General features: G+C 71.9%; 16 protein-coding genes. 14 read left to right on the top strand and 2 right to left on the bottom strand.

Features of this window, described 5'->3' with window-relative positions:
* Positions 1 to 51 precede the first annotated feature (51 nt).
* The 3 genes from RGE_RS18855 to RGE_RS18845 are packed head-to-tail and all read left to right on the top strand — an operon-like array spanning position 52 to position 2,328.
* Positions 52 to 1,083, top strand: coding sequence for a chorismate transformation enzyme, FkbO/Hyg5 family (locus tag RGE_RS18855; RefSeq protein WP_014430048.1), 1,032 nt, complete (start codon positions 52 to 54; stop codon positions 1,081 to 1,083).
* Positions 1,080 to 1,877 carry a MipA/OmpV family protein gene (locus RGE_RS18850; protein ID WP_014430047.1) on the top strand — a complete coding sequence of 266 codons (798 nt, stop codon included), beginning with the start codon at positions 1,080 to 1,082 and terminating at the stop codon, positions 1,875 to 1,877. Before RGE_RS18855 ends, RGE_RS18850 begins: the two co-directional genes overlap by 4 nt.
* A gap of 34 nt (positions 1,878 to 1,911) precedes the next feature.
* The gene (locus RGE_RS18845) at positions 1,912 to 2,328 is read left to right on the top strand and encodes a BLUF domain-containing protein (protein WP_014430046.1); all 417 of its coding nucleotides are present in this window, start codon (positions 1,912 to 1,914) and stop codon (positions 2,326 to 2,328) included.
* Between the two features lie 10 nt (positions 2,329 to 2,338).
* Here the strand turns inward: RGE_RS18845 and RGE_RS18840 are convergent, their stop codons facing one another.
* On the bottom strand, positions 2,339 to 3,853 hold the full coding sequence (locus RGE_RS18840) for a helicase HerA-like C-terminal domain-containing protein (RefSeq protein ID WP_014430045.1): 1,515 nt from the start codon (positions 3,851 to 3,853) through the stop codon (positions 2,339 to 2,341).
* Positions 3,854 to 4,063: 210 nt separating this feature from the next.
* Between RGE_RS18840 and RGE_RS18835 the strand changes: the two genes are divergently transcribed.
* The 11 genes from RGE_RS18835 (at position 4,064) to RGE_RS18785 (ending at position 12,884) form a co-directional block, all read left to right on the top strand.
* Positions 4,064 to 4,789: a YebC/PmpR family DNA-binding transcriptional regulator gene (locus RGE_RS18835; protein ID WP_014430044.1), complete on the top strand. Its 726-nt coding sequence runs from the start codon at positions 4,064 to 4,066 to the stop codon at positions 4,787 to 4,789.
* Positions 4,786 to 6,039: a phosphoribosylamine--glycine ligase gene (gene purD / locus RGE_RS18830; RefSeq protein WP_014430043.1), complete on the top strand. Its 1,254-nt coding sequence runs from the start codon at positions 4,786 to 4,788 to the stop codon at positions 6,037 to 6,039. The genes RGE_RS18835 and purD overlap by 4 nt, the downstream gene beginning before the upstream one ends.
* On the top strand, positions 6,036 to 6,962 hold the full coding sequence (gene hemF, locus RGE_RS18825) for an oxygen-dependent coproporphyrinogen oxidase (protein WP_014430042.1): 927 nt from the start codon (positions 6,036 to 6,038) through the stop codon (positions 6,960 to 6,962). Before purD ends, hemF begins: the two co-directional genes overlap by 4 nt.
* Complete coding sequence (gene nadD, locus RGE_RS18820; RefSeq protein WP_014430041.1) at positions 6,959 to 7,579, top strand: nicotinate-nucleotide adenylyltransferase; 621 nt, start codon at positions 6,959 to 6,961, stop codon at positions 7,577 to 7,579. Before hemF ends, nadD begins: the two co-directional genes overlap by 4 nt.
* Complete coding sequence (rsfS, locus tag RGE_RS18815; protein ID WP_014430040.1) at positions 7,580 to 8,251, top strand: ribosome silencing factor; 672 nt, start codon at positions 7,580 to 7,582, stop codon at positions 8,249 to 8,251.
* A gap of 1 nt (position 8,252) precedes the next feature.
* The gene (gene rlmH, locus RGE_RS18810; RefSeq protein ID WP_014430039.1) at positions 8,253 to 8,723 is read left to right on the top strand and encodes a 23S rRNA (pseudouridine(1915)-N(3))-methyltransferase RlmH; all 471 of its coding nucleotides are present in this window, start codon (positions 8,253 to 8,255) and stop codon (positions 8,721 to 8,723) included.
* Entirely contained in the window at positions 8,720 to 9,331 is a 612-nt protein-coding gene (locus tag RGE_RS18805; protein WP_014430038.1) for a Maf family protein, read from the top strand. The genes rlmH and RGE_RS18805 overlap by 4 nt, the downstream gene beginning before the upstream one ends.
* Positions 9,332 to 9,404: 73 nt before the next feature.
* Positions 9,405 to 10,865 (top strand): ribonuclease G, encoded by a 1,461-nt coding sequence (rng, locus tag RGE_RS18800; RefSeq protein WP_014430037.1) that lies wholly within the window; start codon positions 9,405 to 9,407, stop codon positions 10,863 to 10,865.
* A 37-nt stretch (positions 10,866 to 10,902) separates the two neighbouring features.
* A complete protein-coding gene (locus RGE_RS18795) occupies positions 10,903 to 11,748 on the top strand; it encodes a DUF3883 domain-containing protein (protein ID WP_014430036.1) in 846 nt (281 codons plus the stop codon).
* Positions 11,749 to 11,832: 84 nt separating this feature from the next.
* Positions 11,833 to 12,480 carry a nucleotidyltransferase domain-containing protein gene (locus RGE_RS18790; protein ID WP_148280235.1) on the top strand — a complete coding sequence of 216 codons (648 nt, stop codon included), beginning with the start codon at positions 11,833 to 11,835 and terminating at the stop codon, positions 12,478 to 12,480.
* Positions 12,477 to 12,884: a hypothetical protein gene (locus tag RGE_RS18785; RefSeq protein ID WP_070099458.1), complete on the top strand. Its 408-nt coding sequence runs from the start codon at positions 12,477 to 12,479 to the stop codon at positions 12,882 to 12,884. The genes RGE_RS18790 and RGE_RS18785 overlap by 4 nt, the downstream gene beginning before the upstream one ends.
* A 9-nt stretch (positions 12,885 to 12,893) precedes the next feature.
* On the opposite strand, the gene RGE_RS18780 is transcribed toward RGE_RS18785, so the two are convergent.
* The gene (locus RGE_RS18780) at positions 12,894 to 13,733 is read right to left on the bottom strand and encodes an oxidoreductase (protein WP_014430033.1); all 840 of its coding nucleotides are present in this window, start codon (positions 13,731 to 13,733) and stop codon (positions 12,894 to 12,896) included.
* Between the last annotated feature and the right edge of the window lie 60 nt (positions 13,734 to 13,793).

The raw sequence follows: 13,793 nt of genomic DNA, 5'->3' as shown, positions 1-13,793 counted from the left end.
GGCCGGCCTTCCCCTCCTGCCGCGGCGTCCGCCGCCCGCGCCCCCGACCCGATGCCCGAGGCGACCCTGTCCGCCGCCGCGACGCCGTCGCGCACCGCCACCCCGCTGCGCTTGCTGCGCCTGCCCGCCGCCGAGGCGGCGCTGCTGGACGCTGCCGCGCTCGGTGGCCTGGCCTGGGGTGCGGGCGCGAGCAGCGCCGCCCCGGGCCTGGCCGCGCGCCTGGTGGCGCCCGCGGAGCCGGTCGTCGACCTGTTCACCGCCGGCGCGGCGGCCAGCGGCACGCACGGCCCGGTGCGCTGGCGCGACGACGGCCACTGGCTCTACGGCTGGCTGGACCTGCCCGACGCGGTGGCCGACCTGACCGACGCCGCCTGGCAGGCCTACCGCGACCTGTTCGAGGTGCTGGACGCGCGCGGCCGGCCGCCGCTGGTCAAGGTCTGGAACTTCCTGCCACGCATCAACGACGATGGCGGCGGGCTGGAGCGCTACCGCCAGTTCAACGTCGGCCGCTTCCGCGCGTTCTCCGAAGCCGGCTTCGACGCCTTCGAAGGCGCGCCGGCGGCCTGCGCGCTGGGGCCGCACGAAGGCACGCTGGCGATCCGCTTCCTCGCCTCGCGCGGCGCGGTGCGGCCGCTGGACAACCCGCGCCAGGTGCCGCCGTACCGCTATTCGCAGCGTTTCGGCCCGCGCAGCCCGAACTTCTCGCGCGCCGCGCTGGCCGATGCGGCGGGCGGCCGGCTGGCCTTCTTCGTCAGCGGCACGGCCAGCATCGTCGGCGAACGTTCGATGCACGAAGGCGACGTGCTGGCCCAGCTGGCCGAGACGCTGCGCAACCTGGAGGCGCTGTGCGCGCAGGCCCGCGCCCACGGCGCCGCCGCGGTGTCGCCGGCCGACCTGGACTGCGTCGTCTACCTGCGCCACCCGGAGGACTACGCCGCGGTGCGCACGGCCTTCGAGGCCGCCGTCGGCGCCGACTCGGCGGCCGCGCGGCGCGCGGTCTACGTCGAGGCCGACGTCTGCCGGCGCGAGCTGCTGGTCGAGATCGAAGGCCACGCGCTGCTGGCCGGAGTGCTGGCGCGATGAAGCCGCTGGCGGCGCTGCTGCTCGCCGCGGCGGTCGTGCCTGCCGCCGCCGAGCCGCTGTGGGAGCTGGGCGCCGGTGCCACCGTGCTGCGCCTGCCGCACTACCGCGGCGCCGCCGATTCCAGCACCTGGGTGCTGCCGCTGCCCTGGTTCGTCTACCGCGGCGAGGTGCTGCGCGCCGACCGCGACGGCGCCCGCGCGCGCCTGTTCGAGACCGAGCGCGTCGACCTCGATCTGGGTTTTGCCGCCGGCACGCCGACGCGCAGCGACGACGACGAGGCGCGCCGCGGCATGGACGACCTGGAGCCGACGGTCGAAGTCGGCCCGCGGCTGCGCGTCGCCCTCGCGAAGGGTGCGGACTGGAAGACCGAACTGCGGCTGCCGCTGCGCGCGGTGATCGGCGTCGACCGCTCGCCCAGCCTGCTGGGCTGGACCGCCGCACCGGCGCTGGCCGTCGACGGCGAACGTGCCGGCTTCGGCTGGGGCCTGCAGGCCGGGCCGATCTGGGGCGACCGGCGCCTGCACCGCCACTACTACGAGGTCCGGCCCGACGAAGCGGCGCCCGGCCGCCCGGCGTATGCGGCCCGCGGTGGCTACGCCGGCTGGCAGGCGACTGCGGCGCTGTCGCGCCGTGCCGGGCCGTGGTGGTTCGCGGCCTTCGTGCGTGCCGACAGCGTGGGCGGCGCGGTCTTCGCCGACAGCCCGCTGGTGCGGCGCGACACCAACGTCGGCGCCGGCATCGCGCTGGTGCGCGTGTTCGCGCGCTCCGAACGCGAGGCGGCCGAGTCGCGCTGACGCACCGGGCGCGCCGCTTGCCCTCGGGCGCGCCATGCCCGAATCGCTCGTCACGCCCACCGTCGGCTGCCGCTTCTTCTACGTCAGCCGCCTGGCGCCCGGGCAACCGGTCACCGTCATCGCGGAACTGCTGCGCGTCTCGCGCGCCTTCAACCGCCAGCACGGCATCACCGGGGCGCTGCTGTTCGACGGCGAGCACTTCGCGCAGCTGCTCGAAGGCGATCCCGCGGTGGTCTTCCCGCTGGCCGCGCGCATCGAGGCCGATGCGCGCCATGCCGAGGTCGACGTGCGCCTGCGCCTCGAAGGTGCGTTCCCGCGCCTGTTCGAGCATTGGGTCTGCGGCTGGGCCGAGGAGGAGGAAGTCGGTGCCCGGCTGGTCTCGGCGCAGGCGCCGGCGCTGGCCCAGCTCACCGCTTTCCGCGAACTGGTCGAAGGCAGCGACGTCGGCTGAAGGGCCGCGTCTAGCGCCGCCGGCTGCCGCCGACCAGTGAGCCGAGCACACCGCGGATCAGCTCGCGGCCGACGGCCGAGCCGATGCTGCGCATCGCCGAGCGCGCCGCGGCTTCGGCCAGGCCTTCGCGCTTGCCGCCGCGTGGGCCGGTGCTGCCGAAGAGCACGTCCTTGAGCCCGTCCATCAGGCCGCCGCCGGCGTCGCCGGCCGGGGCCGCGCCACCCGGCGCGCCGCCGGCGGGCGCCGCGGTCGCGCGGCCCCTCAGCCGCTCGTAGGCCGACTCGCGGTCGACGGTCTTCTCGTAGACGCCGGCGACCAGCGAGCCGGCGATCAGCGCCTGGCGCTCGGCCGGCGTCACCGGGCCGATGCGGCTGCCCGGCGGCAGCACGAAGACGCGTTCGGTGACGCAGGGCCGGCCCTTGGCGTCGAGGAAGCTGACCAGCGCCTCGCCGACGCCGAGCTCGGTGATCGCCGTCGTCAGGTCGCCGAGCTTGGGGTTGGCGCGCATCGTCTCGGCCGCCGCCTTCACCGCCTTCAGGTCGCGCGGCGAGAAGGCGCGCAGCGCGTGCTGCACGCGGTTGCCCAGCTGCGCGAGCACGGTCTCGGGCACGTCCAGCGGGTTCTGGGTGACGAAATAGACGCCGACGCCCTTGCTGCGCACCAGGCGCACGACGAGCTCGATGCGCTCGACCAGCACCGCCGGCGCGTCCTTGAACAGCAGGTGCGCCTCGTCGAAGAAGAAGACGAGCTTGGGCTTGTCCAGGTCGCCGACCTCGGGCAGCGCCTCGAACAGCTCGGACAGCATCCACAGCAGGAAGGTGGCGTACAGGCGCGGCGCGTTCAGCAGCTTGTCGGCGGCGAGGATGTTGACCACCCCTTGGCCGTCGACCGTTTGCATGAAGTCGTCGATGGCCAGCATCGGCTCGCCGAAGAAGCGGTCGCCGCCCTGTTCCTCGATCTGCAGCAGGCCGCGCTGGATGGCGCCGATGCTGGCGCTGCTGACGTTGCCGTACTCGGTGGTGAACTCGCGTGCGTTCTCGCCGACGTGCTGCAGCATCGCACGCAGGTCCTTCATGTCCAGCAGCGCCAGGCCCTGGTCGTCGGCGATCTTGAACACGAGGTTCAGCACGCCTTGCTGGGTCTCGTTGAGCGCCAGCATGCGCGACAGCAGCAGCGGCCCCATGTCGGAGACCGTGGCGCGCACCGGGTGGCCCTGCTCGCCGAAGACGTCCCACAGCGTCGCCGGGCAGGCCTTGGGCTCGGGCGTGTCCAGGCCGCGTTCGGCGAGGATCGCGGCGAGCTTGGGCGAGACGGTGCCGGGCTGCGTGATGCCGGTCAGGTCACCTTTCACGTCGGCCATGAAGACCGGCACGCCCAGGCGGCTGAAGCTCTCGGCGAGCGTCTGCAGCGTGATCGTCTTGCCGGTGCCGGTGGCGCCGGTGATCAGGCCGTGGCGGTTGGCGAGCGCGGGCAGCAACTCGCAGACGACGTCGCCGTGGCGGGCGACGAGGATCGGTTCGGACATCGTGGATCCCCCGGTTCTTGGTCTCGTGTCTAGGCGGCCGGCAGGGCGCCGGCACGGGTCGCGCGAGTCTAGCAACGGGCCCGACGCCCACCCTTGCGTCCGGGGGCCGGGGGCACCCGGGGGCCACCGCTAAAATCGCGCCCTTCGCTGAGGAAGCGCGCCGACTTTCCGTCACCCCGACCCCGAACGGCGCTACAGGAGATTCCCCCCATGGCCGGACATTCCAAATGGGCCAACATCCAGCACCGCAAAGGCCGCCAGGACGAAAAGCGCGGCAAGGTCTGGACCCGTGTGATCCGCGAGATCATCGTCGCCGCCCGCCAAGGCGGCGGTGACCCGAACGCCAACCCGCGGCTGCGGCTGGCGGTCGACAAGGCCAAGGCGGCCAACATGCCCGCCGACACCGTCAAGCGCAACATCGACAAGGCCACCGGCAACCTCGAAGGCGTCAACTACGAGGAGATCCGCTATGAAGGCTACGGCATCGGCGGCGCGGCGATCATCGTCGACTGCATGACCGACAACCGCGTGCGCACGGTCGCCGAGGTCCGCCACGCCTTCAGCAAGTACGGCGGCAACCTGGGCACCGAAGGCTCGGTGGCCTTCCAGTTCAAGCACTGCGGCCAGCTGATCTTCGCCCCCGGCACGAACGAGGACGCGGTGATGGAAGCCGCGCTCGAAGCCGGCGCCGAAGACGTCGTCACCGGCGAGGACGGCTCGATCGAGGTGCTCACCTCGCCGGCCGACTTCCAGGCCGTGAAGGGGGCCCTCGAAGCCAAGGGGCTGACGGCGGAGATCGCCGAGGTCACGATGCGCGCCGAGAACACCATCGCGCTGGCCGGCGAAGACGCCGCGCGCATGCAGAAGCTGCTGGACGTCATCGAGGACCTCGACGACGTGCAGGACGTCTTCCACAACGCGGAAATCGAAGCATGAAGGTTCTCGTGATCGGCGGCGGCGGCCGCGAGCACGCCCTGGCGTGGAAGCTCGCGCAGTCCCCGCGCGTGCAGCACGTCTACGTGGCGCCGGGCAACGGCGGCACGGCGGCGGACGCACGGCTGCGCAACGTCGCGATCACGGACCCGGCGGCGCTGGCCGACTTCGTCGTCGCCGAGAAGGTGGCGCTGACGGTCGTCGGCCCCGAGGCGCCGCTGGCCGCGGGCGTCGTCGACGTCTTCCGCGCGCGCGGGCTGCGCATCTTCGGCCCGACGCGTGCGGCGGCGCAGCTGGAAAGCTCCAAGGCCTTCGCCAAGGACTTCATGAAGCGCCACGCGATCCCGACGGCGCGCTACGAGAGCTTCACCGAAGCCGCCGCGGCGCACGCCTACGTCGCTGCGCAGGGCGCGCCGATCGTCGTCAAGGCCGACGGCCTGGCGGCAGGCAAGGGCGTCGTCGTCGCGATGACGCTGGACGAGGCCCACGCCGCGATCGACACGATGCTGGGCGTGCCCGGCGGCCGTGTCGTCATCGAGGAGTTCATGGAAGGCGAGGAGGCCAGCTTCATCGTCGTCGCCGACGGCACGACGGTGCTGCCGCTGGCCACCAGCCAGGACCACAAGCGCATCTTCGACGGCGACCGCGGCCCCAACACCGGCGGCATGGGCGCCTATTCGCCGGCCCCGGTGGTCACGCCCAACGTGCACGCCAAGGTGATGCAGGAGATCATCCAGCCGACGCTGGCGGGCATGGCCAAGGACGGGCATCCGTTCACCGGCTTCCTCTACGCCGGGCTGATGATCGACGCCCAGGGCCAGCCGCGCACGGTGGAGTTCAACTGCCGGCTCGGCGACCCCGAGGCCGAGGTCATCCTGATGCGCCTGAAGACCGACCTGGTCGAACTGCTGCTCGCGGCCACCGAAGCCAAGCTCGCCGACGTCGCGCTGCAGTGGGACCGCCGCGTCGCGCTCGGCGTCGTGATGGCCGCCGCCGGCTACCCGGCCGAACCGCGTGCCGGCGACGTCATCCGCGGGCTGCCGGCCGAACGCGAGGACCTCGTCGTCTTCCACGCCGGCACCAAGGCCGTCGACGGCCGCACCGTCACCAGCGGCGGGCGCGTGCTCTGCGTCACCGCGCTGGGCGACTCGGTGCGGCTGGCGCAGCAGCGGGCGCTGGAAGGCGTGCGTGCGATCGCCTTCGACGGCGCGCAGTGGCGCAACGACATCGGCCACCGGGCCATCCGCCATTGAGCGCCGCCGTCGACACGGCGGCGATGCGCCGCTGGCTGCTGGAGCTGCAATCGCGCATCGTCGCCGCGGTCGAGGCCGAGGACGGCACGCCTTTCCTGCGTGACGCCTGGCAGCGCCCGGCCGGCGGCCGGCTCGAAGGCGACGGGCTGACCCAGCTCGTCGAAGACGGGCCGCTGATCGAACGCGGCGGCTGCAACTTCAGCCACGTCAAGGGCGCGGCGCTGCCGCCGACGGCCACCCAGCACCGGCCCGAGCTCGCCGGTTCGCCCTTCGAGGCGCTGGGCGTGTCGCTGGTCATGCACCCGCGCAACCCGCACGTGCCGACGACGCACATGAACGTGCGCCTGTTCGCCGCCTTCCCCGCCGGCCGCGCGCCGGTCAGCTGGTTCGGCGGCGGCATGGACCTGACGCCGTACTACGGCGTCGAGGACGACGCGCGCCACTTCCACCGCGTCTGCCGCGACGCGCTGGCGCCCTTCGGCGAGGACAAGTACCCGCGCTTCAAGCGCTGGTGCGACGAGTACTTCTTCCTCAAGCACCGCGACGAGCCGCGCGGCATCGGCGGCGTCTTCTTCGACGACTTCGCAGAAGGCGGCTTCGACGCCGACTTCGCGATGGTGCGTTCGGTCGGCGAGGCCTTCCTCGACGCCTGGCTGCCCATCGTGCGACGCCGCCGCGACACGCCTTACGGCGAGCGCGAACGCGACTTCCAGTGCCTGCGCCGCGGGCGCTATGTCGAGTTCAACCTCGTCTGGGACCGCGGCACGCTGTTCGGGCTGCAGAGCGGCGGACGCACCGAGAGCATCCTGATGTCGATGCCGCCGGTCGTGCACTGGGGCTACGACGCCAAGCCCGAGCCGGGCACGCCGGAAGCGCGGCTGTACACCGACTTCCTGCGCCCGCGCGACTGGCTCGCCGAGTGAACACCGCACCTGCCGCCGCCGGCCGCCGCATCGGGCTGTTCGGCGGCAGCTTCGACCCCGTGCACCGTGGCCACGTCGCGCTGGCGCACGAGGCGATGGACCGCCTGGCGCTGGACGGTGTGCGCTGGGTGCCGGTCGGCCAGCCGTGGCAGAAGGCGAGGGCGCTGTCGGCGCCCGAGCACCGCGTCGCGATGCTGGAAGCGGCGATCGACGGCGAAGCGCGTTTCGCCGTCGACCGCATCGAACTCGACCGCCCGGGGCCCAGCTACACGCTGGACACCGTGCGCGAGCTGCAGCGGCGCGAGCCCGACATGCGCTGGGTGCTGCTGATCGGCGCCGACCAGTACGCCGGGCTGCACACCTGGAACGGCTGGCGCGAGCTGCTGGCGCGTGTCGAGCTGGCCGTCGCCGCACGGCCGGGCGTCGCGCCGGTGGCCGACGCCGAGCTGGCGCGGCATCCGCACGCGCTGGCGCTGGTGCCGCTGGCGGTCGACGTGTCGGCCACCGAAATCCGTCGCCGGGCCGCCAGCGGCCTGGACATCACCGAATTGGTGCCACCGCAGGTGGCACGCTATATTGACCAGCACGCCCTGTATCGGGCCGCACCCGGGAGTTGAATGGACATTCGCAAGCTGCAACGGGCCATCGTCGATGGCCTGGAAGACGTCAAGGCGCAGAACATCGCCGTCTTCAACACCGAGGCGCTGTCGCCGCTGTTCGAGCGCGTGATCATCGCGACGGCCACCAGCAACCGTCAGACCAAGGCGCTGGCCTCCAGCGTGCGCGAGACCGTCAAGTCGCGCGGCATGGAAGTCCTGTCCACCGAGGGCGAGGACAACGGCGAGTGGATCATCGTCGACTGCGGCCAGGCGGTCGCGCACATCATGCAGCCGGCCATCCGCGAGTACTACCACCTCGAGGAGATCTGGGGCGGCAAGGCGGTGCGCGTGAAGCTGGGCGCCACCGGCGGCGGCCTCGTCAAGGCGTCCGAGCCGATGGACGAGGAGCCGAAGAAGCCCGCCGCCAAGAAGGCGGCGAAGAAGAAGGCCGCCGACAAGGTGGCGGCGCGCCAGGCGGCGCGTCCGGCCGCCAAGAAGGCCGCGGCCAAGTCGCCGGCGCGCAAGACCGCGCGCCGCGATGCCGACGCCGGCCTGCCGGTGTCCACCGTCAAGGTCGGCGTGCCGAAGAAGCCGGCGGCGAAGAAGGCCGCGGCGCCGCGCAAGCCGGCTGCCAGGCCGGCCGCCAAGGCCCCGGCGCGCAAGACCGCCGCCCGCAAGACCGCGCGCTGAGGTGAAGCTGCTGGTCGTGGCCGTGGGCCAGCGCCAGCCGGCCTGGGCCGACGAGGCCTGGGCCGATTTCGCCAAGCGCTTCCCGCCCGAGATGCGGCTGGAGCTGAAGGCGCTGAAGGCCGAACCACGCGCCGGCGGCAAGACCGCTGCGCAGTGCATGGCCGCCGAGGCCGCACGCTTCGAGGCCGCGCTGCCGCGTGGCGTGCGCCGCGTGATCCTCGACGAGCGCGGCACGCGGCTGGACACGGTCAAGCTCGCCGAACGTGTCACCCACTGGCGCGGCGAAGGCCGCGACGTGGCCTTGCTGATCGGCGGCCCCGACGGCCTGGACCCGGCGCTGAAAGCCAGCGCCGACGAGACGCTGCGCCTGTCGGACCTGACGCTGCCGCACGCCTTCGCGCGCGTACTGCTCGCCGAGGCGCTGTACCGCGCCTGGACGCTGGCCACCGGCCACCCCTACCACCGCGAATGAAGCCGGCTTTCGTCTACCTCGCTTCGCAAAGCCCGCGCCGCGCGCAGCTGCTCGACCAGCTCGGCGTCGCCCACCGCCCGCTGCTGCCGGCGCCCGACGAGGACGCCGAGGCGCTGGAAGCCGAGCGCGACGGCGAAGCGCCGGCCGACTACGTGCAGCGCGTGACGCTGGCCAAGCTCGACGCCGCCGTCGCGCGGCTGCACGCGCGCGCGCTGCCGCCGGCGCCCGTCCTCTGCGCCGACACGACGGTGGCACTGGGGATGCGCATCCTCGGCAAGCCGCGCGACGCCGCCGACGCCGCGGCCACGCTGCGTGCGCTGTCGGGCGGCGAACATCACGTCTACACCGCCGTCGCGGTGGCGCACGGCGCACGGCGGGAGCTGGCGCTGTCGGACTCCGTGGTGCGCTTCGCGGTGCTGCCCGAGCTGGCGATCGAACGCTACGTCGCCAGCGGCGAGCCCTTCGGCAAGGCCGGCTCGTACGCGATCCAGGGGCCGATCTCGGCCTGGATCGAGCGCATCGACGGCAGCTACACCGGGATCATGGGGCTGCCGCTGTTCGAGACACGCGTGCTGCTGGCCCAGGCCGGCATCGCTGCCGCGCCCTGAGCGTGACGGGCGGCGCGCGCTACGCGTAGCCCCGTACACGCGGCGCCCCCCGCGCCTCGTTAGACTGCGCCCCATGGCGACGCAGGACATCCTCATCAACTGGGCACCGCAGGAAACGCGGGTGGCCATCGTCGAGAACGGCGCGGTGCAGGAGCTGCACGTCGAGCGCACGCTCGAGAGGGGGCTGGTCGGCAACGTCTACCTCGGCAAGGTCGCGCGCGTGCTGCCGGGCATGCAGAGCGCGTTCGTCGACATCGGCCTGGAGCGTGCGGCCTTCCTGCACGTCGCCGACCTGTTCGGCCACCCGACGACGCGCGGCGACGCGCCGCTGCCGCCGATCGAGCGCCACGTCTTCGAAGGCCAGACGCTGACCGTGCAGGTCATCAAGGACGCCATCGGCACCAAGGGCGCGCGGCTGTCGACGCAGATCTCGATCGCCGGGCGCATGCTGGTCTTCCTGCCGCACGACGACCACATCGGCATCTCGCAGAAGATCGGCGGCCCCGAACTGCGCGAGCAACTGCGCACGCGCATGCAGGCGCTGGCCGGCAGCGAAGGCGGCGGCTTCATCCTGCGCACCAATGCCGAAGAGGCGAGCGACGCCGAGCTCGCCGACGACATCGCCTACCTGCGCAAGGCCTGGGCGGCGATCCGCCAGCGCGCGCAGAGCAAGCCGCCGGGCACGCTGCTGCACCAGGACCTGAGCCTGGCCGAACGCGTGCTGCGCGACCTGACCAGCGACGCGACGCAGACCCTGCGCATCGACTCCAAGCTGCAGTACGAGGCGCTGCGCGCCTTCGGCGAGAGCTACACGCCGGGGGCGGTGCGCAAGCTCGAGCTCTACCGCGGCGAGCGGCCGATCTTCGACCTCTTCAACATCGAGGAGGAGATCGCCAAGGCGCTGGCGCGGCGCGTCGACCTGAAGAGCGGCGGCTACCTGATCATCGACCAGACCGAGGCGCTGACGACCATCGACGTCAACACCGGCGGCTTCGTCGGTGCGCGCAACTTCGAGGACACGATCTTCAAGACCAATCTCGAAGCGGCCGGCGCCATCGCGCGCCAGCTCAGGCTGCGCAACCTGGGCGGCATCATCATCGCCGACTTCATCGACATGACGCGCGACGAGCACCAGCAGGCGGTGCTGGCCGAGCTGCGCAAGCAGCTCGCGCGCGACCGCACGCGCACCACGGTCAGCGGCTTCACGCAGCTGGGCCTGGTGGAGATGACGAGGAAGCGCACGCGCGAGAGCCTGGCCCACATGCTCTGCGAGCCCTGCCCGACCTGCCAGGGCCGCGGTCAGGTGAAGACCGCGCGCAGTGTCTGCTACGACATCCTGCGCGAGATCCTGCGCGAGGCGCGCCAGTTCAACCCCAAGGAGTTCCGCGTCATCGCCAGCGCCGCCGTCGTCGAGATGCTGCTCGACGAGGAGAGCGGCCACATCGCCGGGCTGTCGGAGTTCATCGGCAAGCCGATCTCGCTGTCGGCCGAGGCGACGATGAATCCGGAGCAGTACGACATCGTGCTGATGTAGGGCGGTCGCTCGAGGTGGACAAAGCGTTGATGCACGCATGAGTGGCGGCGACTGGTCTCGGCGGGAAGTCGAAGCCATCGTCGACGACTACCTGTCGATGCTGGCCTCCGAACTCGCTGGCACGCCGTACAACAAGGCCGCGCATCGACGCGCCCTGAGGCCGGTGCTCGGCGGCCGTACCGAGCAGTCCATCGAGTTCAAGCACGCCAACATCAGCGCCGTCCTGCTCGACGCCGGCTTCCCTTACATCGCCGGCTACAAGCCCCGTTCGAACTATCAGGCGCTGCTCGCGGACGTTGTCGCCGAGCGCATGGCCTGTGCCGACCAGCTGCAGGAGGTGGCCGCTGCCGACGCCGACCGGCCAATGGTCGTGCCCGAGGTCGACGACATCCTCGCGGTGCTGACTGCGGCGCCGAAGGCTGCCGCCGGCCCGCGCAAGGCTGCCGAAGCTTCGCCACCTGTCGTGCGCCTCTCGACGAACTACATCGAGCGCGAGGCGCGCAACCGGTCGCTGGGTGCTGCCGGTGAACTCTTCGTGCTGAACTACGAGCGTGCGCGGCTGCTGCATGCCGGCAGGGAGAGTCTGGCCGCGCGCATCGAGCACACGTCCAAAGTGCGCGGGGATCACGAGGGCTACGACATCCTGTCGTTCGAGGAAACCGGGCAGGAACGTCTCATCGAGGTCAAGACCACCAAGTACGGAGCGGAGACGCCGTTCTTCGTCAGCCGCAACGAGGTCTGGACTTCCGAACGCCGTCCGACGCTATACCACCTGTACCGGCTGTACGGGTTCAGGCAGGCGCCCCGGCTCTACACGTTGCCTGGCGCCATCGGCCAAAGCTGCCACCTCTCGGCTGCGTCCTTCCTGGCGATGCCGCGCTGACCGTGGAGCGCACCCCGTGCGCTGGGTCGGCGGCCCGTGTGACGAATAGTTGATTTTCCATAGGGAAAGTCGTATTTTCTTCCGGTGCCGATTCCGTCCCAACCTCACAGCCACCTCAGGCATCCTTTGACGGGGGTGCTCGGCAGCCCCGGCAACGTGCGCGTCCTGCGCGCCCTGTGCACCGACGGGGCTCCGCAGTCGGCGCCGCGGCTGGCGGCGATGGCAGGTCTCACGCCGCCGGGCACGAGAGGCGTGCTGGAACCTCTGGTGCGCCAACGTCTGGTCAAGGTCCACGGTTCGGGGCGGGCGCAGCTCTACGAACTCGACACCCGACATCCGCTCGCGTCATCGCTGGTTGACTTGTTCCAGGGGGAGCGCCGTCGTTGGGAAGAGCTGGTCGAGTCGATCCGCGGGGCCCTGGTGCACGACGACGCCATCACGGCAGCGTGGCTCTATGGCAGCGTGGCGCGAGGTCATGACTCGCCCGACAGCGACCTCGACTTGGCGCTCCTCGTCGAGACGCATGGCGTGGCGGACCGCGTTCGCGAAGCGCTGATGCCCCTGGAAGACGCCCAGCAGATCCGCATCTCGCTCACCGCTCTGACGAAGCAGGAACTGCTGGCCTTGCCTGAGGGCGACCGCTGGTGGACCGAGGTCGTGCGCGATGGCCGGGTTCTCAAGGGCGCAGCTCCGGATCAGGCCAGGCGACGTCTGGGGTCGGCGACGCCATGACGGGCAAGGGGCCGCGCAAAACGGTCGACGATGCTCATGCGCGGGCGCGATTGCTGCATGCCCGCGAGTTCCACGAGTCTGCCCGCAGCCTCGTCATCCTCGCGCAGAGCCAGAGCTACAACGGGGCGGTCACGCTGATGGTTCATGCGGCCATCGCTTACAGCGATGCCGTCACCGCCAAGGCACGAGGCGTCGTCAACCAGCAGGACCATCGGAACGCGCCACGCCTGCTGCGCGAGGTGCTCGGCAGCCACTTGCCAGACCGGCAGGAGAAGATCCTGCGAAAGCTGCTGGGCCGCAAGGACGAGGTGAACTACGGCGCCCGCAGCACCCCGCTCGCCGATGCAGAGCGCCTGCTCGTCGAACTCGCCGAGTTCGCGGCCTGGGCCGAAGGTCTGGCCTGAACTCGCCGCTCAGCCTACGTCCCCGATCCTCGTCGCCCGCGCCACCGGCTCCCAGGCCGCCAGCTCATGCAGCAGTTGCTCGGCGTGGCCGCGCACGCTGTCGACGGCGTCGTCGCCGAGCTGCAGGCGCAGCGGCGTGGTCTCGGCGGCGAGCGCCCGCTCGACGGCCGCCGCGGCCTTCATCGGGTCGCCGGGCTGGGTGCCGTCCATGCCGTGCGCGAACTCGCGCGTCGCGCCGACGGTCTCGGCATAGGCCGGCAGCGCCGGCATGTGGCGCAGCGCCTCGCGCGCGAAGCCGGTGCGGAAGGCGCCGGGCTCGACGATCAGGACCTTGATGCCGAAGGGCGCGAGCTCCTGCGCCAGCGCCTCGGACAGGCCTTCGAGCGCGAACTTCGACGCCGAGTAGGCGCCGAAGCCACCGAACGACAGCTGCCCGCCCAGGCTGGAGATGTTGACGATGGCGCCCGAACGCTGCGCACGCATCGCCGGCAGCACGGCGCGGATCATCGCCGCGGCGCCGAAGAAGTTGGTCTCCATCTGCGCGCGCAGCTCGGCGTCGGGTGTCTCCTCGACCGCGCCGACGATGCCGTAGCCGGCGTTGTTGACCAGCACGTCGAGGCGGCCGAAACGCGCCAGCGCGGCGGCGACCGCGCGTTCGGCGTCGCCCGCCACGGTGACGTCGAGCGCGTGCACCAGCACGCGTTCGGGCGCGCTGGCGGCAAGTTCGGCCAGCGCTTCGGGCCGGCGCGCGGTGGCGACGACGTGGTGGCCCTGCGCCAGCGCGTGCCGCGCGAACGCCAAGCCGAAGCCGGAGGATGCGCCGGTGATGAGCCAGGTGGACGTCGACATCGTGGATCTCCCGTGGAAGCTGAAGCGATGCGCCCAGTCTCGATTCAATCGAGGCCTGCG

The organism is Rubrivivax gelatinosus IL144, assembly GCF_000284255.1.
In the GTDB taxonomy this organism is placed as follows: domain Bacteria; phylum Pseudomonadota; class Gammaproteobacteria; order Burkholderiales; family Burkholderiaceae_C; genus Rubrivivax; species Rubrivivax gelatinosus_A.
This window is presented reverse-complemented; position numbering and strand designations above follow the sequence as displayed.

Bases quoted from the DNA above. Each gene is read 5' to 3' on its own strand.
- RGE_RS18855 (WP_014430048.1), top strand. From the start codon at position 52: ATGCCCGAGGCGACCCTGTCCGCCGCCGCGACGCCGTCGCGCACCGCC.
- RGE_RS18850 (WP_014430047.1), top strand. From the start codon at position 1,080: ATGAAGCCGCTGGCGGCGCTGCTGCTCGCCGCGGCGGTCGTGCCTGCC.
- RGE_RS18845 (WP_014430046.1), top strand. From the start codon at position 1,912: ATGCCCGAATCGCTCGTCACGCCCACCGTCGGCTGCCGCTTCTTCTAC.
- RGE_RS18840 (WP_014430045.1), bottom strand. From the start codon at position 3,853: ATGTCCGAACCGATCCTCGTCGCCCGCCACGGCGACGTCGTCTGCGAG.
- RGE_RS18835 (WP_014430044.1), top strand. From the start codon at position 4,064: ATGGCCGGACATTCCAAATGGGCCAACATCCAGCACCGCAAAGGCCGC.
- purD (WP_014430043.1), top strand. From the start codon at position 4,786: ATGAAGGTTCTCGTGATCGGCGGCGGCGGCCGCGAGCACGCCCTGGCG.
- rsfS (WP_014430040.1), top strand. From the start codon at position 7,580: ATGGACATTCGCAAGCTGCAACGGGCCATCGTCGATGGCCTGGAAGAC.
- RGE_RS18805 (WP_014430038.1), top strand. From the start codon at position 8,720: ATGAAGCCGGCTTTCGTCTACCTCGCTTCGCAAAGCCCGCGCCGCGCG.
- rng (WP_014430037.1), top strand. From the start codon at position 9,405: ATGGCGACGCAGGACATCCTCATCAACTGGGCACCGCAGGAAACGCGG.
- RGE_RS18795 (WP_014430036.1), top strand. From the start codon at position 10,903: ATGAGTGGCGGCGACTGGTCTCGGCGGGAAGTCGAAGCCATCGTCGAC.
- RGE_RS18785 (WP_070099458.1), top strand. From the start codon at position 12,477: ATGACGGGCAAGGGGCCGCGCAAAACGGTCGACGATGCTCATGCGCGG.
- RGE_RS18780 (WP_014430033.1), bottom strand. From the start codon at position 13,733: ATGTCGACGTCCACCTGGCTCATCACCGGCGCATCCTCCGGCTTCGGC.